Here is a 20,547-nt window from a genome sequence, read left to right as displayed (position 1 = left end):
TCAGTTGGCTCCCATGGCGTTAAAACTGCAGAAAGCTGAGGCCAGCTGTTCCAGGTGATTGACGACGTAAGGGTTCAGAGCAGCACCACGTCGTATTGTTCCTGTGAATACATGGTTTCCACCTGGAACCGGATGGTGCGGCCGATAAATCCTTCGAGTTCGGCGACATTGCCGGACTCCTCATCCAACAGACGGTCGACAACTTTCTGGTTCGCCAATACACGATAGCCTTCGGCCTGATAGGCGCGAGCCTCCCGCAGGATTTCCCGGAAAATTTCATAGCAGACGGTTTCCGGCGTCTTCAGCTTGCCCCGGCCCTGGCAGCTGCTGCAAGGTTCGCACAGCACCTGTTCGAGACTTTCACGGGTACGCTTGCGGGTCATCTGCACCAGGCCCAGCTCGGTGATGCCGATGATGTTGGTCTTGGCGTGGTCGCGCTCCAGCTGTTTTTCGAGGGTACGCAGGACCTGGCGCTGGTGCTCTTCGTCTTCCATGTCGATGAAGTCGATGATGATGATCCCGCCCAGGTTGCGCAGGCGCAGTTGACGAGCGATGGCGGTGGCCGCTTCCAGGTTGGTCTTGAAGATGGTTTCTTCGAGGTTGCGATGCCCGACAAAAGCCCCGGTGTTGACGTCGATGGTGCTCATGGCTTCCGCCGGATCGACCACCAGGTAGCCACCGGATTTGAGCGGGACTTTGCGCTCAAGGGCCTTCTGGATTTCATCTTCGACGCCGTAAAGATCGAAAATCGGCCGTTCACCCGGGTAATGCTCCAGGCGATCAGCAATTTCCGGCATCAGTTCAGCGACGAACTGCGTGGTTTTCTGGAAGGTTTCCCGGGAGTCGATGCGGATTTTTTCGATCTTCGGGCTGACCAGGTCGCGCAAGGTGCGCAGCGCCAGGCCGAGGTCTTCGTAGATCACGCTCGGCGCGCCGATGGTCTTGATTTGCTCGTTGATCTGATCCCAGAGCCTGCGCAGGTAACGGATGTCCATGAGGATTTCATCGGCACCGGCGCCTTCTGCGGCCGTGCGCAGAATGAAACCGCCCGCTTCCTTGATCCCTTCCCTGGCCACGCAGTCGGTGACCACCTGCTTGAGCCGTTCACGCTCGCCTTCGTCTTCAATTTTCAGGGAGATGCCGACATGGGCCGTACGCGGCATGTACACCAGGTATCGCGACGGAATCGACAGCTGGGTGGTCAGGCGTGCGCCTTTGGAGCCGATCGGGTCCTTGGTGACTTGCACCACCAGGCTCTGGCCTTCGTGAACCAGTGCGCTGATGCTCTCGACCGCAGGCCCTTCGCGCAGGGAAATCTCCGAGGCGTGGATGAACGCGGCCCGATCCAGGCCGATGTCGACAAAAGCTGCCTGCATCCCCGGCAATACCCGAACGACCTTGCCCTTGTAGATGTTGCCGACAATCCCGCGCTTTTGCGTGCGCTCGACATGAACCTCTTGCAGAACACCGTTTTCAACCACCGCCACGCGCGATTCCATCGGCGTGATGTTGATCAGGATCTCTTCACTCATGGCAGGGTCTCGTTCAGGCATTTTCACGATAATGGCCGCATCTTGTCAGTACGACGCTCAGAGCGCGTTAAGGGTTTGCCAACAGGGTATGCCGAAATGGCCCAGCAGTTCTGCGGTTTCGCACAGTGGCAAGCCAACCACCGCCGAGTAGCTGCCATCCAGCCCCGCCACGAACACCGCGCCGAGCCCCTGGATACCATAACCGCCGGCCTTGTCACGGGGTTCGCCGCTGGCCCAGTAGGCCGCCGCTTCTGGCGCTTCAATGCGGCGAAAACGCACCAGGCTGCGGATCACCCGGGATTCGCAATGCGCGCCATCGAGCACGGCGATACCTGTCAGAACTTCATGCTCGCGACCGGACATCATCATAAGCATGGCGCATGCGTCAGCTTCGTCCACCGGCTTGCCAAGAATTTTCCCGTCCAGCACTACGGCGGTGTCGGCGCCCAGCACGCAATACTCTGCGGCGGACACGACAGCATCACGCCCGGCCTCGGCCTTGCCTCGCGCCAGGCGCTCGACGTAGGCCGAAGGGGATTCGTCATTCAAGGGGGTTTCATCGATGTCCGCACTGATGGCGGAAAACGGCACGCCAATCTGCGTGAGCAACTCACGCCGACGTGGCGAGCCTGAGGCGAGAAATAGCTGTTTCATCACGACATCTCCCTGTCCAGTAAACCCGTGCGGGCAAATGCCTGACCGAATTAGTTGATCTTGTAGCGTCGACGCAGCCCGCGCAAACCGTAGCTGATCCACGGCCACAGCAGGGCACTGACCAGCGCGGGCAATACCAGCGCCAGTGTCGGCTGGCGATTACCGGTGAGGGCGCTGAGCCATAGCTGAACCAGTTGGGCCAGGCCGAAGATCACCAGGATCACCAGGCTCTGCTGCCACATAGGGAACATCCGCAGGCGTTGTTGCAGCGACAGCACCAGGAAGGTGATGAGCGTGAGAATCAAGGCGTTCTGGCCCAGCAGCGTGCCATAGAGCACGTCCTCGGCCAGACCCAGGCACCATGCGGTGACCATGCCGACTTTCTGCGGCATCGCCAGTGCCCAGAAGGCCAGCAGCAATCCCAGCCACAATGGGCGCAGGATTTCCATGAACTGCGGCAGCGGTGAGACGCTGAGCAGCATGCCGATGGCGAAGGTCAGCCAGACGATCCAGCCGTTTCGGGATGCAGTCGTACCGACCATTATTCTCGTCCCCCAGTGTTAGCCGGTGCAGAGACAGGCGGTTTGGCAGCAGGCCTGGTGACCGGCGGCTTTGTCACCACAGGCTTGACCGGGGTAGCGGCGGCAGGCGTCACCGGCGCGACGACCGCCGGCACAGCGGGAGCTGCGGGCGCGGTCGCTGCCGCCGGGACCATGGCAGGTCTGGGCACCGTGGCAGGAATCATCGGGCCGCCACCGTACTGGTCCAGGGTTTCCTGGGCCTGGGCTGCGTCATTGGCACGCTCTTCGGCCGTGCGCCCGTCGCTGAACACCAGCAGCAGGTAACGACTGCGGTTCAATGCGGCGGTGGGTACGGCGCGAACGATGGCAAATGGCTGGCCGGAGTCATGGATCACTTCCTTGACCGTGGCCACCGGGTAACCGGCCGGGAACCGCTGGCCCAAGCCGGAACTGACCAGCAGGTCGCCTTCCTTGATGTCGGCCGTATCGGCCACATGGCGCAATTCCAGGCGTTCCGGGTTACCGGTGCCACTGGCGATTGCACGCAGGCCATTGCGATTCACCTGCACCGGAATGCTGTGGGTGGTATCGGTCAGCAGCAACACGCGGGAGGTGTAGGGCATCAACTCCACCACCTGCCCCATCAAGCCGCGGGCATCGAGTACCGGCTGGCCAAGGACCACGCCGTCGCGCTCACCCTTGTTGATGATGATGCGATGGGTGAAGGGATTGGGGTCCATGCCGATCAACTCGGCCACTTCGACCTTTTCGTTGACCAAGGCCGAAGAATTGAGCAACTCGCGCAGCCGAACGTTCTGCTCGGTCAGGGCGGCAAGCTTTTGCATGCGGCCCTGCAGCAGCAGGTTTTCGGTCTTGAGTTTTTCGTTTTCGGCGACCAGTTCGGTGCGGCTGCCAAACTGACTGGCCACGCCTTGCCATAACCGCTGCGGCAGGTCGGTGATCCAGTAGGACTGCATCAGCACCAGCGACATTTGGCTACGCACTGGCTTGAGCAGTGTGAAGCGGGCATCGACCACCATCAGCGCGACCGATAGCACGACCAGCACCAACAAGCGCACGCCCAGTGAAGGCCCTTTGGTGAAAAGCGGTTTAATAAGCCGCTCCTCCCAGGCAAATGTTTTGTTTATTCATACGGCAGACCGGCCTGGATGCAGACTGACAGAAGATAAACGCCAACAGGCAGCACTGCAAAGTGCTGCCTGTGCGCTCAACAGCATAGATGCAACCCCGCGACTTATTCGCTGGAGAGCAGGTCCATGGTGTGTTTATCCATCATTTCCAATGCACGGCCACCGCCGCGAGCAACGCAGGTCAACGGGTCTTCGGCAACGATCACCGGCAGGCCGGTTTCCTGGGCCAGCAGCTTGTCGAGGTCGCGCAGCAAGGCGCCACCACCGGTCAGCACCAGGCCACGCTCGGCGATATCGGAAGCCAGTTCCGGAGGCGATTGCTCCAGCGCGCTTTTCACTGCCTGAACGATGGTTGCCAGGGACTCTTGCAGAGCTTCCAGCACTTCGTTGGAGTTCAGGGTGAAAGCACGTGGCACGCCTTCAGCCAGGTTGCGACCGCGAACATCGACTTCGCGAACTTCGCCGCCCGGGTAGGCCGTACCGATTTCCTGCTTGATGCGCTCGGCGGTGGATTCGCCGATCAGGCTGCCGTAGTTGCGACGCACGTAGGTGATGATCGCTTCGTCGAAGCGGTCGCCGCCAACCCGTACGGATTCGGCATAGACCACACCGTTCAGGGAGATCAGCGCGATTTCAGTGGTACCGCCACCGATATCGACAACCATCGAACCGCGAGCTTCCTCTACCGGCAGGCCGGCGCCGATCGCAGCAGCCATCGGCTCTTCGATCAGGAACACTTCACGGGCACCGGCACCGAGGGCCGATTCACGGATGGCACGACGCTCAACCTGGGTGGATTTGCATGGAACGCAGATCAGCACTCGGGGGCTAGGCTGCAGAAAGCTGTTTTCATGAACCTTGTTGATGAAGTACTGCAGCATCTTTTCGCAGACGCTGAAGTCGGCGATTACGCCGTCTTTCATCGGACGAATGGCAGCAATATTTCCTGGAGTACGGCCGAGCATACGCTTGGCCTCGGTGCCGACGGCCACGACACTTTTCTGGTTACCGTGTGTCCGAATGGCCACAACCGATGGCTCATTCAGAACGATTCCGCGCTCGCGCACGTAAATAAGGGTGTTGGCAGTGCCCAGGTCAATGGAAAGATCGCTGGAAAACATGCCACGCAGTTTCTTGAACATGGGGAAAGGACCCTAGGCAACGCGTGGGTAAAAAAGTGCGGCAAACTCTAACAACGACAGGGATTTTGGGCAAGGCGCCAATATGTTAAATTGGCCGCTTTTCTGTGCACCAACCCCCACAATCGCGGCCTTATGACCGTAGAAATGCGGTAGTGTTCCGACAATCTAACACACGGACGCCGTCCGTTCTGTTTTCCACTGGAGATTCCCATGGCGCTTGAACGCTCCGACGTGGAAAAAATCGCTCATCTGGCCTGCCTTGGCCTCAATGATGCCGATCTTCCACACATCACTTCGGCCCTGAACAGCATTCTCGGGCTGGTCGACGAAATGCAGGCGGTCAATACCGACGGTATCGAGCCGCTCGCCCACCCACTGGAAGCCAGCCAGCGCCTGCGCGCGGACGTCGTGACCGAGACCGATCATCGCGAGGCCTACCAGTCCATCGCACCAGCGGTCGAAAACGGCCTGTACCTGGTTCCGAAAGTCATCGACTAAAGGGAAAGAGCCTGCAATGCATCAAATGACTCTGGCCGAGATCGCCCGCGGACTCGCCGACAAAAAGTTTTCTTCCGAAGAGCTGACCAAGGTCCTGCTGGCGCGTATCGCCCAGCTCGATCCACAGCTCAACAGCTTCATTAGCCTCACCGAGGACCTCGCGCTGCAGCAGGCCAAAGCCGCTGACGCCCGCCGGGCCAATGGTGAGAGCGGCGCCCTGCTTGGCGCGCCGATCGCCCACAAGGACCTGTTCTGCACCCAGGGCATCCGCACCAGCTGCGGCTCGAAGATGCTCGACAACTTCAAGGCGCCGTACGATGCCACCGTGGTTGCCAAGCTGGCCGCTGCCGGGGCCGTGACCCTGGGCAAAACCAACATGGACGAATTCGCCATGGGTTCGGCCAACGAGTCGAGCTACTACGGCGCGGTGAAAAACCCGTGGAACCTGGAACACGTACCGGGCGGTTCGTCCGGCGGTTCAGCTGCGGCCGTTGCCGCGCGCCTACTGCCGGCCGCCACCGCGACCGACACCGGCGGCTCCATTCGTCAGCCCGCCGCGTTTACCAACCTCACCGGCCTTAAACCGACGTACGGTCGTGTTTCGCGCTGGGGCATGATCGCTTACGCCTCCAGTCTCGATCAGGGCGGCCCTCTGGCGCGCACCGCCGAAGACTGCGCGATCCTGCTGCAAGGCATGGCCGGTTTCGATGCCAATGACTCCACCAGCATCGACGAGCCCGTGCCGGATTACAGCGCCAGCCTCAACGGCTCGCTGCAAGGGCTGCGCATCGGCGTGCCGAAGGAATACTTCAGCGCCGGTCTGGACCCGCGCATCGCTGAGCTGATCCACAACAGCATCAAGGAGCTGGAAAAGCTCGGTGCCGTGATCAAGGAAATCAGCCTGCCGAACATGCAGCACGCGATTCCTGCGTACTACGTGATCGCCCCGGCAGAAGCCTCCTCCAACCTGTCGCGTTTCGACGGGGTACGTTTCGGCTATCGCTGCGAAGACCCGAAAAACCTGATCGACCTGTACAAGCGTTCCCGCGGTGAAGGTTTCGGCCCGGAAGTGCAGCGCCGCATCATGGTCGGCGCCTACGCGCTGTCGGCCGGCTACTACGACGCCTATTACCTGAAGGCGCAGAAGATCCGCCGCCTGGTGAAAAATGACTTCATGGCCGCCTTCAACGAGGTCGACATCATCCTCGGCCCAACCACGCCGAACCCGGCCTGGAAGCTCGGCGCCAAGAACAGTGACCCGGTCGCTGCCTACCTGGAAGACGTCTACACCATCACCGCCAACCTCGCCGGCTTGCCGGGCTTGTCCATGCCGGCCGGTTTCGTCGATGGCCTGCCGGTGGGCGTGCAACTGCTTGCCCCGTATTTCCAGGAAGGTCGCCTGTTGAACGTTGCCCACCAGTATCAGCTCAACACTGACTGGCACACCCGCACCCCAACCGGCTTCTGAGGAGAAACACATGCAATGGGAAGTCGTGATCGGGCTGGAGATTCATACCCAGCTCACCACCCGGTCGAAAATTTTTTCCGGTAGCTCCACCACTTTCGGTTCCGAGCCGAACACCCAGGCCAGCCTGGTTGACCTCGGCATGCCTGGCGTCCTGCCGGTACTGAACCAGGAAGCGGTGCGCATGGCGGTGATGTTTGGCCTGGCCATCGATGCCGAAATCGGCCAGCACAACGTGTTCGCCCGTAAAAACTACTTTTATCCGGACCTGCCCAAGGGCTACCAGATCAGCCAGATGGAACTGCCGATTGTCGGCAAGGGCCACCTGGACATCGCCCTGGAAGACGGCACGGTCAAGCGCGTCGGCATCACCCGGGCGCACCTGGAAGAAGACGCCGGTAAAAGCCTGCACGAAGAGTTCAATGGCGCCACCGGCATCGACCTGAACCGTGCCGGCACGCCGCTGCTGGAAATCGTTTCCGAGCCGGACATGCGCAGTGCCAAGGAAGCCGTGGCTTACGTCAAGGCTGTCCACGCACTGGTGCGTTACCTGGGCATCTGTGATGGCAACATGGCCGAAGGCTCGCTGCGTTGCGACTGCAACGTGTCGATCCGTCCGAAGGGCCAGGCCGAGTTCGGCACGCGCTGCGAAATCAAGAACGTCAACTCGTTCCGTTTCATCGAGAAGGCGATCAACACCGAAGTGCAGCGCCAGATCGAGCTGATCGAAGACGGCGGCAAAGTGATCCAGCAGACCCGCCTGTACGATCCGAACAAGGACGAAACCCGTCCGATGCGCAGCAAGGAGGAAGCCAACGACTACCGTTACTTCCCGGATCCGGACCTGCTGCCCGTGGTCATCGAGGACTCGTTCCTCGACGACGTGCGCGCGACCCTGCCGGAATTGCCGCCGCAGAAGCGCGAGCGTTTCCAGGAGCAGTTCGGTCTGTCGGTCTACGACGCCAGCGTCCTGGCCACCAGTCGCGAACAAGCCGATTACTTCGAGAAAGTCGTGAGCATCAGCGGCGACGCCAAGCTGGCGGCCAACTGGGTGATGGTTGAGCTGGGCAGCCTGTTGAACAAGCAGGGCGTGGACATTGACCAGTCGCCGGTCTCGGCCGAGCAACTGGGCGGGATGCTGCTGCGCATCAAGGACAACACCATCTCCGGCAAGATCGCCAAGGTGGTCTTTGAAGCCATGGCCAACGGTGAAGGCAGCGCTGACGAGATCATCGACAAGCGCGGCCTCAAGCAAGTGACCGATACCGGTGCGATCTCGGCGGTGCTGGACGAGATGCTCGCGGCCAACGCCGAGCAGGTCGAACAATACCGCGCGGCAGATGAAGCCAAACGCGGCAAGATGTTCGGCTTCTTCGTCGGCCAGGCCATGAAAGCCTCCAAAGGCAAGGCCAATCCGCAACAGGTCAACGAACTGCTGAAAAGCAAACTCGAAGGCTGATGAGAATGGAGCCAGCCTTCAAATCTGGCTCGACTCCTTGTGGGAGCCAGCCTGCTGGCGATAGCGGTCTGACATTCACCCTATTCGTGTCTGACACTCCGCAATCGCCCGCAGGCTGGCTCCCACATTTGTTTTCGGGAAACCCTGAATGAAGCGTCTACTCGGGCTTTGCGCCCTGCTCTCTCTGTTGGCCGGCTGTTCCAGCAATGAAATCGTCGATCCCCACGGCTACGACAGGACCGGCACGGCGTCCTACTACGGCGCCAAACACCAAGGGAAACGCACCGCCAGTGGCGAGCGTTTCAACAAGAATTCCCTGACCGCCGCCCATCGCCAACTACCCTTCGGTACGCGGGTGAAGGTCACCAACCTGAGCAACGACAAGTCTTGCGTGGTCCGCATCAATGACCGCGGCCCGCACACCCGTGGGCGACTGATTGACCTTTCCCACGAGGCTGCCGCACGCCTGGGCATGCTCAGAAGCGGGACCGCACGGGTGCGGGTGCAAGCCCTCGACGACTGACAGCTGGAGCGCCGACCATTTTCGGACTTGCAGATTTGCCCCTGATCAACGTAATTGAATTGCTCAGCGGCCTAGTTCTACTGATCGCCGGCGCCGAGCTGATGGTGCGGGCCGCCGTACGCCTGGCCGCACGCCTGCACGTGCGGCCGCTGATCATCGGCCTGACCATCGTCGCCCTCGGCAGCAGCGCGCCACAAATGGCCATCAGCCTGCAGGCGACCCTGGCACAGAACGTCGACATTGCGGTGGGCAGCGTCATCGGCAGCAGCATTTTCAACATCCTGGTAACGCTTGGCCTGTCGGCGCTGATTATCCCCCTGCGGGTGTCCCGGCAGGTGGTGCGCCTGGATATTCCGCTGATGATCGGCGCCAGCCTGCTGGTGTTCATACTCGCCTGGAATGAAGAACTGACCCGCTTCGACGGCATGGTGCTGCTGGCCGCGCTGATGGTGTACCTGGGCCTGTTGTTGCGCCAGTCGCGCCACTCGGCGCGGCCGCCATCTCACGATGAAACTCGCCAGGCGCCCTGGTTCAGCAGCCTGCTGATGATCGTCGCCGGCCTGGGGATGCTGGTGTATGCCGGCCACCTGCTATTGGGCGCTGCGGTCGCGGTCGCGACTGATCTTGGGCTTTCGGAACGGATCATCGGCCTGACGATCGTGGCCATCAGCACTTCCCTGCCGGAATTGGCCACCTCGTTGATTGCGGCCTTGCGCGGCCAGCGTGAAATTGCCGTGGGCAACGTCATTGGCAGCAACCTGTTCAACCTGCTGGGCGTGCTCGGCGTCACGGCGCTGATTGCTCCGACGCCCTTGTCGGTCTCGCCCAACGCCCTGGATTTCGACCTGCCGGTGATGCTCGGCGTCGCGGCGCTGTGCCTGCCAATCTTCTACTCCGGTTATCGGGTGACGCGTGCCGAAGGCCTGGTTTTCCTAGGGCTGTACCTTGCGTACGGCCTGCATGTGGTGTCCTTCACCACCGGCATGCCGCTGGCCGGCAAGCTTGAACACCTGATGCTGTTTTTCGTCCTGCCAGCCCTGGTGGCGTTTGTGCTGCTTACGTCACTGCTCGCCTGGCGTCGCCAACACCACAAAAAGGAAGTGCCATGACCGACAATAAAAAACCTGGCGTTGAAGTGCGTCGGCAAGTGATGGGCGATGCTTTTGTCGATCGCGCACTGGGCAATGCCACCGACTTTACCCAGCCGCTGCAGGACTTCGTCAACGAGCACGCATGGGGCAGCGTATGGAATCGCGAGGGCCTGCCGCTGAAAACCCGCAGCCTGATCACCCTGGCCGCGCTGACCGCACTCAAGTGTCCGCAGGAATTGAAGGGGCACGTGCGCGGAGCGTTGAACAATGGCTGCACGGTGGAAGAGATTCGCGAGGCGCTGTTGCATTGTGCGGTGTATGCAGGAGTACCGGCGGCCATCGATGCGTTCAGGGCGGCGCAGGAAGTGATTGATACTTACCAGAAGCCGGAATGATTATTCGAAAGTTGTGGTGATAGGTCTGCCGCCATCGCGAGCAGGCTCGTTCCCACAGGGCAATGCATTCCAAATGTGGGAGCGAGCCTGCTCGCGATGAGGCCCTTGAGAGCGCCGCAACCCCCTGGGCTAAATCCACCCGCCCCACTGCAACAAAAAGATCCCGACATTGGTGGTCACCGCCGCCATCAAGGTCGTGATCACTATGATCGCTGCCGCCAGCTCGTGGTTGCCATTGGCCTGGCGGGCCATGACAAAACTGGCGGCAGCGGTCGGGCTGCCGAAGTACAGGAACAAAATTCCCAGTTCCGCCCCGCGAAAACCCCACAGCCAAGCGCCCAGCGTCGCCAGCACCGGCAGGCCGATCATCTTGACCAGGCTGGAGCTGAGCGCCATCGAGCCACTTTTTCGCATCGCTGCCAGCGAAAGGGTGCCGCCGATGCAGATCAGGGCCAGGGGCAAAGTGGTCTGCGCCAGGTACTGCCCGGAGGTTTCCAGCCAGCCCGGCAGGCCGATCTTGAAATAGGCAAAGGGTGCCGCTGCAATCACGCTGATGATCAGCGGGTTGATCATCACGCTCTTGAAGATACTCCAGGGATCGGACTTGATCACCGGGCTGTACACCGCCAGGACGATAGTCGAGAGGGTGTTGTAGAACAGGATCACCAGCGCCGCGAGAATCGCCCCAAGGGAAATCCCGTAGTCGCCGTACATGCTCGCCGCCAGCGCCAGGCCGATCACCCCGTTATTACCGCGGAATGCGCCCTGGGTGTAGATCCCGCGATCTTCCCGCGGACATTTCCAGATCGCCCAGCCCCAGGCGATGGCGAAACACACCAGGGTCGCCACCGAGAAATAGATCAGCAGTTCCGGTTGCAGGGCGGCATGCAGGTCGGCATGCAGGATGCCCAGGAACAGCAGCGCCGGCATGGTGACGTTGAACACCAGGGCCGATGCGGTGTGGATAAAGTTGTCGTTGATCCAGTCAATGCGTTTGAGCAGCACACCCAGAAACAGCATGGCAAACACCGGGGCGGTGATGTTCAGGGTTTCGAGGAAGATTGCCAGCATGCCGGAGTTAACCTTGGGTGAGCGTCGTTAGGTGGCTAATGATAAGCCACCCGGGACGTTGGCGTCTGGTAGACCGCTATCGCTGGCAAGCCAGCTCCCACAGATTCCTCGGCGTGCATACGTTCTATGCAACGCAGAAATCCCTGTGGGGGCTGGCTTGCCAGCTCTCACAGATTCATCGACGTTCATACGTTTTATGCAACGCCGAAATCCTTGTGGGGGCTGGCTTGCCAGCTCACACAGATCCTCGATGTTCATACGTTTTATGCAACGCAGAAATCCCTGTGGGAGCTGGCTTGCCAGCGATGCAGGCGACGCGGTCTTAGGTAATCGGCGCCGGGTTGAACAGGGTGATGTCGTTATGCAGCTTGTGCTGCTCGGCCCATGTCTGTTTCTTGCCGCTGGCAACATCCAGGTAATAGTGGAACAACTCCCACCCCAGGTCCTCGATCGAAGCCCGCCCTGTCGCAATCCGCCCGGCATCGATATCGATGAGGTCAGGCCAGCGTTGCGCCAGCTCGGTGCGGGTCGAGACTTTCACTACCGGCGCCATCGCCAGACCATACGGGGTACCGCGCCCGGTGGTGAATACGTGCAGGTTCATCCCGGCCGCCAGCTGCAAGGTCCCGCAGACAAAATCACTGGCCGGGGTTGCGCAGAAAATCAGGCCTTTGCGCTTGAAGCGTTCACCAGGGCCCAGCACGCCATTGATCGCGCTGCTGCCAGACTTGACGATCGAGCCCAACGACTTCTCGACAATGTTCGACAACCCGCCTTTCTTGTTACCCGGCGTGGTGTTGGCACTGCGATCCGCTTCGCCCTTGGCCAGGTATCGGTCGTACCAGTCCATTTCCCGCACCAGTTCCTGCGCCACTTCCTCGGTTTCAGCGCGGGAGGTCAGCAGGTAGATCGCGTCGCGCACCTCGGTGACTTCGGAGAACATCACCGTGGCACCGGCCCGCAGCAACAGGTCCGAGGCGTAGCCCAGGGCCGGGTTGGCGGTGATCCCGGAAAACGCATCGCTGCCACCGCACTGCATGCCCAGAATCAGCTCGGACGCCGGCACGGTTTCGCGACGACGCTGGTCGAGTTTTTTCAAGCGAGTCTCGGCCAGCGCCATGATCTGTTCGATCATCTCGGTGAACCCGTGACTGGAATCCTGCAGGCGGTACAACCACGGGTCGCTCAGGTCTACCGAACTGTCGCCCTCGTGCATTACCTGCCCGGCCTGCAACTTCTCGCAGCCCAGGCTGATCACCAGCGCCTCGCCACCCAGGTTCGGGTTGCGCGCCAGGTTGCGCACGGTGCGGATGGGGATGTACGCGTCTGTTGCGGTAATCGCCACGCCACAGCCATAGCTATGGGTCAGCGCCACCACGTCGTCGACATGCGGATACCTGGGCAGCAACTCGTCCTTGATGCGCTTGACCGCATGGTCCAGCACGCCGGTGACGCACTGCACCGTGGTGGTAATGCCGAGGATGTTGCGCGTGCCCACGGTGCCATCGGCGTTGCGATAACCCTCGAAGGTAAAGCCTTCCAGCGGAGCCTGCGCCGCCGGCACTTCGGTGGACAGCGGCAGGCTGTCCAGGGGTGGCGCGGTCGGCATGCGCAGTTGATCCTCGTTGACCCAACTGCCGCGGGGAATTGGCTGCAACGCGTAGCCAATGGTCTGGCCGTAGCGAATCACCTGGCCACCCTCGGGAATGTCTTCCAGGGTGACTTTATGGCTCTGCGGCACAAAGTCCAGGGTTACCAGGCCGTCCGCAAACGCTGTGCCGGCCGGCACGCCCTGGTCGTTAACCACTACGACCACGTTGTCCCGCTCGTTGAGGCGGATGTAGCGCGGCGAGTCGGAATGTTCAATCAACTGCATGACGCCGCTCCTCAGGAATGCGCTTGGGACAATTTATTATGCGTTTCAGGACCGCTCACCGGCGGTTCCTTGAGCACCACGCGCTTGATCGGACCGACGATCACCAGGTAGCTGAACACCGCAACCAGTGCGTTGCAACCGACGAACACCAGGGCCCATTTGAACGAGCCGGTGGAACTGATGATGTAGCCGATCACGATCGGCGTGGTGATCGAGGCGATGTTACCGAACGTGTTGAACAGGCCACCACTCAGACCGGCAATCTGCTTGGGCGACGTATCGGACACCACTGCCCAACCCAGCGCACCGACGCCTTTGCCGAAGAAAGCCAGGGCCATGAAGCCGACGACCATCCATTCAACATCGACATAGTTGCACGCCACAATGCTGCTGGAGACCAGCAGGCCGGCAATGATCGGCGCCTTGCGAGCGAAGGTCAGTGAGTGCCCCTTGCGCAACAGGTAATCGGAAATCACCCCGCCGAGCACACCACCGATAAAGCCACAGATGGCCGGTAACGAGGCAATGAAACCTGCCTTGAGGATGGTCATGCCGCGTTCCTGCACCAGGTATACCGGAAACCAGGTCAGGAAGAAGTAGGTGATGCCGTTGATGCAGTACTGGCCCAGGTAGACACCGAGCATCATGCGGTTGGTCAGCAATTGGCGGATGTAGTCCCACTTCGGTCCGTCAGCCTTGGCGCCTTTGCCTTTGCCTTTGTCCTGGTCCATGTCGACCATGCCGCCGTTGTCGGCGATGTGCTTGAATTCGGCTTCGTTGATCATCGGGTGCTGACGCGGGCTGTAGATCACTTTCAGCCAGATGCCCGAGAAGATGATGCCGATTACGCCCATCACGATGAATACGTGCTGCCAGCCGAAGCTGTAGACGATCCAGCCCATCAGCGGCGCGAACAGCACGGTGGCAAAGTATTGCGCCGAATTGAAGATCGCCGAAGCGGTGCCGCGCTCCGCCGTCGGGAACCAGGCCGCGACGATGCGCGCGTTGCCGGGGAAAGAAGGTGCTTCAGCCAGGCCCACGAGGAAGCGCAGCATGAACAGCGCCACAACCGCCGTGGACATGCCGAACTCGCCGACATAACCCTGCAGCACGGTAAACAGCGACCAGGTGAAAATGCTCAGTGCATAGATTTTTTTCGAGCCGAAACGATCCAGCAGCCAGCCACCGGGAATTTGCCCGGCCACGTAGGCCCAACCGAATGCAGAGAAGATGTAACCGAGGGTGACCGCATCAATGCCGAGGTCTTTTTGCAGGCTGGAGCCCGCAATGGCAATGGTTGCCCGGTCGGCGTAGTTGATGGTGGTCACCAGGAAAAGCATGAGCAATATCAAATAGCGGACGTGGGTCGGCTTGGTCGCTTGCATGTAGATGTACTCCCACTGATTATTTTTATGCGGGTAATAACGGTGTTCTGTAGGCGCTGATTTCCTGTGGGAGCCGGGCTTGCCCGCGATGCAGGCACCGCGCAGTGTCAGTCACTTTCGCGGTGATGCTATCGCTGGCAAGCCAGCTCCCACAGTTACAGCGGTGGATCAGGAAACGACGTAGGCAGTTTTCACGACCGTGTAGAACTCTTGCGCGTAGCGACCTTGCTCGCGGGAGCCATAGGATGAACCTTTACGCCCGCCGAATGGAACGTGGTAATCCACGCCAGCCGTCGGCAGGTTGACCATCACCATCCCGGCCTGGGAGTGGCGCTTGAAGTGGTTGGCGTACTTCAGCGAAGTGGTGGCGATGCCCGCCGACAGACCGAACTCGGTGTCGTTGGCCATGGCCAGCGCGGCGTCGTAATCGGCCACCCGAACAATGTTGGCCACCGGGCCGAAAATCTCTTCGCGGCTGATGCGCATCGCCGCTTCGCTGTCGGCAAACAAGGTGGGCGCGAGGTAGTAGCCTTCGGTATCACAGGTCACCAGGCCGCCGCCGCTGACCAGGCGCGCACCCTCGGACTGGCCGATGTCGATGTACTTCATGTCTTGCTCAAGCTGCGCCTGGGAGACCACCGGACCAATATCGGTGCCGGTTTTCAGCGCATGTCCAACCTTGATCGACTTCATGCGCTCGGCCATGGCCTCAACGAACTTGTCGTGAATCCCGGCGGTGACGATGAAGCGGCTCGAAGCGGTGCAACGTTGGCCGGTGGAGTAGAACGCGCTCTGCACCGACAATTCGACCGCTTGCTTGAGGTCGGCGTCGTCAAGAATGATCTGCGGGTTCTTGCCGCCCATTTCCAGCTGCACCTTGGCTTGGCGCGACACGCAGCTGACTGCGATCTGCCGACCCACGCCCACCGAACCGGTGAAGCTGATGCCATCGACTTTCGGACTTTGCACCAGCGCATCGCCAACCACTCGACCGCTGCCCATCACCAGGTTGAACACGCCGGCCGGGAAGCCCGCGCGGGAGATGATTTCGGCCAGGGCCCAGGCGCAACCCGGCACCAGGTCAGCGGGCTTGAGCACCACGCAGTTGCCATAGGCCAGGGCCGGGGCGATTTTCCAGGCAGGGATCGCGATCGGGAAGTTCCACGGGGTGATCAGCCCGACCACGCCCAGGGCTTCGCGGGTCACTTCGACGTGGACACCCGGACGCACCGACGGCAGGTAATCACCGGACAGACGCAGGGTTTCACCGGCGAAAAACTTGAAGATGTTACCGGCGCGGGTCACTTCGCCAATGGCTTCAGGCAGGGTCTTGCCCTCCTCCCGTGCCAGGAGGGTGCCGAGCTCTTCGCGACGGGCGAGGATTTCAGTGCCGACTTTGTCCAGCGAATCGTGACGAGCCTGAATGCCCGAAGTGGACCAGGCCGCAAACGCAGCGCGAGCGGCGTCGATGGCGGCGTGGACCTGGGCCAGGTCCGCCTTGGCGTACTCGCCAATGGTATCGGTCAGCTCGGACGGGTTGATGTTGGCGCAGTAATCACTGCCGGCGACCCATTCGCCGTTGATGTAATTGTCGAAACGCTTTGTATCTGCCACGGATCTATCTCCTCACGCAAAAGGCCGCTGATTGCTCAGCGGCCTTGCTCAATCGATTGTTATTGCGCGCCCTGCTTGTCGATCAGCGCAGCCAGAGCTTCGTACTCCTCCGGCAGCAGGTCGGTCAGCGGCGCACGTACAGGACCTGCGTCATAGCCGGCAATTTTTGCCCCGGCCTTGACGATGCTCACTGCGTAACCGGCTTTGCGATTACGAAGGTCCAGGTAAGGGAGGAAGAAGTCGTCGATGATCTTGCCAACGGTGGCGTGATCTTCGCGGGCAATGGCGTGGTAGAAATCCATCGCGGTTTTCGGGATGAAGTTGAACACCGCCGAGGAGTAGACCGGCACGCCCAGTGCCTTATAAGCAGCGGCGTACACTTCGGCGGTCGGCAAACCACCCAGGTAGCTGAAGCGATCGCCGAGGCGGCGACGGATCGACACCATCAACTCGATGTCGCCCAGGCCATCCTTGTAGCCGATCAGGTTCGGGCAGCGCTCGGCCAGGCGTTCCAGCAGCGGTGCGGTCAGGCGGCAGACGTTACGGTTGTAAACCACCACGCCGATGTTCACCGATTTGCACACGGCTTCAACATGGGCGGCAACGCCGTCCTGGCTGGCTTCGGTCAGGTAATGCGGCAGCAGCAGCAAGCCTTTGGCGCCCAGGCGCTCGGCTTCTTGAGCGTACTCGATGGCCTGACGGGTCGAACCGCCAACACCCGCCAGAATCGGCACGCTGGTTTCGCAGGTGTCGACGGCAGTCTTGATGATTTCCGAGTATTCGCTGGCCGCCAGGGAGAAGAACTCACCGGTGCCGCCTGCGGCGAACAAGGCCGAGGCGCCATAAGGTGCCAGCCACTCAAGGCGCTTGATGTAACCAGCGCGATTGAAATCGCCCTGGGCATTAAAATCGGTTACCGGAAAAGACAGCAGGCCGGAAGAGAGGATGGACTTCAGTTCTTGTGGATTCATTATTCGAACACCCTGGGTAGCGACGTATTGTTGTTGGAAAACCGTTCAGCCTTCGCCGAGTTGTAGGTCATCGTACAACTTAAAATTTAATCGTCAACTGCATTTCATCGTCAGGAGGGGAATAAGTGAGAAAACCTGCAGCTGGATGGGCGTTGGATAGCTACGGCTGAGAGGTAGGTTGTCCGAGGATGTTACTTCAGAGCCGACGCGGGATGATCGCTGGCCTCATCGCGGGCAGGCCCGGCTCCCACAGGGGTCGTCGACGGACATACAACCGGATTCATTCATGCCCGTTGCAGGAGTGAGGCTACTGGCGATCGCAGTGTTCCTGTCGCGTCGATAGTGGATGTGCCGCCGCCATCGCGGGCAAGCCCGGCTCCCACAGGGAGCGTCGATGGACACAGAACCGGGTTTCACTCATGCCTGTTGCAGGAGTGCGGCTGCTGGCGATCGCAGTGTCCTGTCGCGTCGATAGTGGAGGTGCCGCCGCCATCGCGAGCACGCCCTGCTCCCGTCAGGTTTAGCCCCGCTGCGCCTCTGCCTCTTCATGGGCGTGGCGCAGCCGCTCGCGGCTGTTGGTCAGGTGCAGGCGCATGGCGGCCCGTGCCGCATCGGAATCCTGGCGCGCGATGGCGTCGTAGATCTCTTCGTGCTCACGGCTCAGGCGGCTCATGTAATGCTGCTGGTCGTCGTGAGCCAACCGCGCCGAGTTGAGGCGGGTGCGCGGAATGATGCTGGTGCCCAGGTGCGTCATGATGTCGGTGAAGTAGCGGTTGCCGGTCGACAGGGCGATCTGCAGGTGAAACTGGAAGTCCGAGGCCACGGCGTCACTGGCATGGGCAGCGCTTTCGTTCAGGGCATCAAGCGCGGCGCGCATCAGGGCCAACTGCTCGGCGCTGCGGCGTTGCGCGGCAAGCCCGGCAGACTCTACTTCGAGGCTGATGCGCAACTCCAGGATGGCCAGCACGTCTCGCAGGGTGACCACGGTGGCGGGATCGATGCGAAAGCCACTCGGGCTTGGGGTATCGAGCACAAAAGTACCGATGCCATGGCGGGTTTCCACCTGCCCGGCAGCCTGCAACCGTGAAATGGCTTCGCGCACCACGGTGCGACTGACGCCATGGGCGTCCATGATCGCCGACTCGGTCGGCAACTTGTCACCGCGTTTGAGATGACCGTCGCGGATCTGCTCGGACAGCACCGTCACCAGTTCCTGAGCGAGGCTACGGCGCTTGCGAGGGAGACGTGGTGTGGCGATCGGGTTTTCCATGGTGAACATCGGTCTCGAAAAATTCGGTTGAAACCGCATCATAGCTCAACGCGGTTGTACGATCACCTCTACCCCTTGTAGGAGCGAGCTTGCTCGCGATGGTGGTCAACGATGACACGCGGCAACAGGCTTGCCGTCGCGTCCTCAAGACCATCGCGAGCAAGCTCGCTCCTACAGGGATATCTGCGTCTAGGCGGTGACTGGTTGCTCCACCAGGTGGCCATTGTCGATACGCACATGGCGCGGATGGAAGCGTTTGAGGCTGCTGCGGTGGCCGACGCTGACAATGCTCAAGCCCGGGATCTCGTCGATCAGCGCCTGATACAGCGAGGCTTCATCCTCTTCATCCATCGCCGACGTTGCCTCGTCCATGTACAGCCACTGAGGCGCATAAAGCAGCGCGCGGGCAAACGCCAGGCGTTGCTGTTCACCCGGTGACAACATGCGCTGCCAGTGATTGGGTTCGTCCAGGCGTCCCAACAGGTGCGGCAGGCGACACACTTCCAGCACGTGGGCGTAACGCTCTTGCGGATACGTCTCGGCGACCTGTGGATAACTCAGCGCTTCACGCAAGGTGCCAATCGGCAGGTAGGGTTTTTGCGGCAGGAACAGGTACCGCTCGGCCGGCAGGCGGATGCTGCCATGGCCCCGCGGCCACAAATGCCCCATCGCCCGCAGCAGCGTCGATTTGCCACTGCCGGAGCGGCCGCTGATCATCACTCGGTCACCCTCCTCCACCGTCATGTCGGCGTCGGCCAGCAGGTGGCGACCATCAGCAAGATCCAGCCCCAGGTTGTGTACTTTTAACGCCGAGCCCGAATTCTGCACGTCGATGGCCTGCGGCTTTTGCTCATTCTCGGTCATGGCCTGACGGAAACTGAGCAGGCGATCACAGGTGGCGCGCCAGGCCGCGAGGCTCTGGTACGCACTGATAAACCAGCTGAAACTCTCTTGCACGTTGCCGAACGCCGAGCTGATCTGCATCAGCTCCCCGAGCTCGATCTTGCCCGCGAAGTAGCGCGGTGCCGCGACCATGAAGGGAAAGATGATGGCTGCCTGGCCATAACCGGCCGTGAAGAACGTCAGGCGCTTGGACACCTTCATGATGTCCCAGAAATTGTGCCAGACCAGGCCGAAGCGACTGCTCAAACGACGATTTTCATTGGGCTCGCCGTTATACAGCGCAATGCTTTCGGCATTCTCGCGAATGCGCACCATGGAAAATCGCAGGTCGGCTTCGAAGCGTTGCTGGTTGTTGTTCAGGCCGATCAGGCGACGACCGATCAAATGCGTCAGCCAGCTGCCGATCACGGCATACACCAGTACGCACCAGAACATATAGCCGGGAATGGTAAACCCGTAGACCTCGATACTGCCCGACACACCCCAAAGGATGATCGAGAACGACACCAGGCTGACAATATTGCGCAGCAGGCCAATCCCCAGCTCGAGGGTGTTGGAGGTGAAGCTGTTGAGGTCCTCGGAGATGCGCTGGTCCGGGTTATCGGTGTAGCCGCCTTGCTCAAGGTGGTAGTAATTCTTGTGGCCCAGCCAGCGGGCGAAGTGTTTTTCGGTCAGCCAGGCCCGCCAGCGAATGGTCAGCATCTGCGTCAGGTACAGCCGATAAACCGCGCCGACAATCGCGACGGCCGCGATCGCGCAGAAATACAGGATCAACCGCCAGAATGCCGCCTCATCCTTCTGTTGCAGGGCGTTGTAAAAATCCTTGTACCAGGTGTTGAACCACACCGAAATGCCTACGCTGACCAGCGATAGAACGATCACGGCGATCAGCAGCGTCCAGGCCTTGCCCTTCTCTTCACTGCGCCAGTAAGGCGTGATCATCGCCCAGACTTTGCGAAAAAACTGCCCGCGCACAGCATCATTGACCGCGGAGTACTCAGCGTTCTGATTCATGGAAAAGGCTCA

The 20,547-nt window shown here is 60.7% G+C and carries 18 protein-coding genes; 6 read left to right on the top strand and 12 right to left on the bottom strand.

Annotated elements, in window-relative coordinates; translation table 11 throughout:
- Window positions 1–74: 74 nt before the first annotated feature.
- The 5 genes from rng to mreB all read right to left on the bottom strand — a co-directional run bounded on the left by rng (window position 75) and on the right by mreB (window position 5,000).
- Complete coding sequence (gene rng / locus HYI44_RS22245; protein ID WP_045061469.1) at window positions 75–1,532, bottom strand: ribonuclease G; 1,458 nt, start codon at window positions 1,530–1,532, stop codon at window positions 75–77.
- 57 nt (window positions 1,533–1,589) lie between these two features.
- On the bottom strand, window positions 1,590–2,186 hold the full coding sequence (locus tag HYI44_RS22240; protein ID WP_122837500.1) for a Maf family protein: 597 nt from the start codon (window positions 2,184–2,186) through the stop codon (window positions 1,590–1,592).
- Between the two features lie 50 nt (window positions 2,187–2,236).
- Window positions 2,237–2,728: a rod shape-determining protein MreD gene (gene mreD, locus HYI44_RS22235; protein WP_225570547.1), complete on the bottom strand. Its 492-nt coding sequence runs from the start codon at window positions 2,726–2,728 to the stop codon at window positions 2,237–2,239.
- Entirely contained in the window at window positions 2,728–3,822 is a 1,095-nt protein-coding gene (gene mreC, locus HYI44_RS22230; protein WP_225570561.1) for a rod shape-determining protein MreC, read from the bottom strand. The genes mreD and mreC overlap by 1 nt, the downstream gene beginning before the upstream one ends.
- Window positions 3,823–3,962: 140 nt before the next feature.
- Window positions 3,963–5,000: a rod shape-determining protein MreB gene (mreB, locus tag HYI44_RS22225; protein WP_002555108.1), complete on the bottom strand. Its 1,038-nt coding sequence runs from the start codon at window positions 4,998–5,000 to the stop codon at window positions 3,963–3,965.
- A gap of 210 nt (window positions 5,001–5,210) precedes the next feature.
- Between mreB and gatC the strand changes: the two genes are divergently transcribed.
- The 6 genes from gatC to HYI44_RS22195 all read left to right on the top strand — a co-directional run bounded on the left by gatC (window position 5,211) and on the right by HYI44_RS22195 (window position 10,431).
- Complete coding sequence (gene gatC, locus HYI44_RS22220; protein ID WP_045061473.1) at window positions 5,211–5,498, top strand: Asp-tRNA(Asn)/Glu-tRNA(Gln) amidotransferase subunit GatC; 288 nt, start codon at window positions 5,211–5,213, stop codon at window positions 5,496–5,498.
- Between the two features lie 16 nt (window positions 5,499–5,514).
- Entirely contained in the window at window positions 5,515–6,966 is a 1,452-nt protein-coding gene (gene gatA / locus HYI44_RS22215; RefSeq protein WP_045061474.1) for an Asp-tRNA(Asn)/Glu-tRNA(Gln) amidotransferase subunit GatA, read from the top strand.
- A gap of 10 nt (window positions 6,967–6,976) precedes the next feature.
- Complete coding sequence (gene gatB, locus HYI44_RS22210) at window positions 6,977–8,422, top strand: Asp-tRNA(Asn)/Glu-tRNA(Gln) amidotransferase subunit GatB (RefSeq protein ID WP_122837498.1); 1,446 nt, start codon at window positions 6,977–6,979, stop codon at window positions 8,420–8,422.
- A 148-nt stretch (window positions 8,423–8,570) separates the two neighbouring features.
- Entirely contained in the window at window positions 8,571–8,945 is a 375-nt protein-coding gene (locus HYI44_RS22205; RefSeq protein ID WP_225570546.1) for a septal ring lytic transglycosylase RlpA family protein, read from the top strand.
- A 44-nt stretch (window positions 8,946–8,989) separates the two neighbouring features.
- Window positions 8,990–10,054, top strand: a complete 1,065-nt coding sequence (locus tag HYI44_RS22200) for a calcium/sodium antiporter (protein WP_122838603.1) — start codon at window positions 8,990–8,992, stop codon at window positions 10,052–10,054.
- On the top strand, window positions 10,051–10,431 hold the full coding sequence (locus HYI44_RS22195) for a carboxymuconolactone decarboxylase family protein (RefSeq protein WP_045061477.1): 381 nt from the start codon (window positions 10,051–10,053) through the stop codon (window positions 10,429–10,431). The genes HYI44_RS22200 and HYI44_RS22195 overlap by 4 nt, the downstream gene beginning before the upstream one ends.
- A 129-nt stretch (window positions 10,432–10,560) precedes the next feature.
- On the opposite strand, the gene HYI44_RS22190 is transcribed toward HYI44_RS22195, so the two are convergent.
- The 7 genes from HYI44_RS22190 to HYI44_RS22160 form a co-directional block, all read right to left on the bottom strand.
- Window positions 10,561–11,502, bottom strand: coding sequence for an AEC family transporter (locus HYI44_RS22190; protein WP_045061478.1), 942 nt, complete (start codon window positions 11,500–11,502; stop codon window positions 10,561–10,563).
- A 322-nt stretch (window positions 11,503–11,824) separates the two neighbouring features.
- Window positions 11,825–13,378 (bottom strand): galactarate dehydratase, encoded by a 1,554-nt coding sequence (gene garD / locus HYI44_RS22185; protein WP_225570544.1) that lies wholly within the window; start codon window positions 13,376–13,378, stop codon window positions 11,825–11,827.
- An 11-nt stretch (window positions 13,379–13,389) separates the two neighbouring features.
- The gene (locus HYI44_RS22180; protein WP_225570543.1) at window positions 13,390–14,763 is read right to left on the bottom strand and encodes an MFS transporter; all 1,374 of its coding nucleotides are present in this window, start codon (window positions 14,761–14,763) and stop codon (window positions 13,390–13,392) included.
- Window positions 14,764–14,931: 168 nt separating this feature from the next.
- A complete protein-coding gene (locus HYI44_RS22175; RefSeq protein ID WP_225570542.1) occupies window positions 14,932–16,377 on the bottom strand; it encodes an aldehyde dehydrogenase family protein in 1,446 nt (481 codons plus the stop codon).
- 59 nt (window positions 16,378–16,436) lie between these two features.
- Window positions 16,437–17,348 carry a 5-dehydro-4-deoxyglucarate dehydratase gene (gene kdgD, locus HYI44_RS22170; RefSeq protein ID WP_045061482.1) on the bottom strand — a complete coding sequence of 304 codons (912 nt, stop codon included), beginning with the start codon at window positions 17,346–17,348 and terminating at the stop codon, window positions 16,437–16,439.
- Between the two features lie 520 nt (window positions 17,349–17,868).
- Window positions 17,869–18,618 (bottom strand): FadR/GntR family transcriptional regulator, encoded by a 750-nt coding sequence (locus tag HYI44_RS22165; protein WP_205940042.1) that lies wholly within the window; start codon window positions 18,616–18,618, stop codon window positions 17,869–17,871.
- A 189-nt stretch (window positions 18,619–18,807) separates the two neighbouring features.
- Complete coding sequence (locus HYI44_RS22160) at window positions 18,808–20,535, bottom strand: ABC transporter ATP-binding protein/permease (protein ID WP_122837493.1); 1,728 nt, start codon at window positions 20,533–20,535, stop codon at window positions 18,808–18,810.
- Window positions 20,536–20,547: the final 12 nt, after the last annotated feature.

It is taken from the genome of Pseudomonas sp. Y24-6, from assembly GCF_020295325.1.
Taxonomy (GTDB): Bacteria; Pseudomonadota; Gammaproteobacteria; order Pseudomonadales; family Pseudomonadaceae; genus Aquipseudomonas; species Aquipseudomonas gregormendelii.
This window is presented reverse-complemented; position numbering and strand designations above follow the sequence as displayed.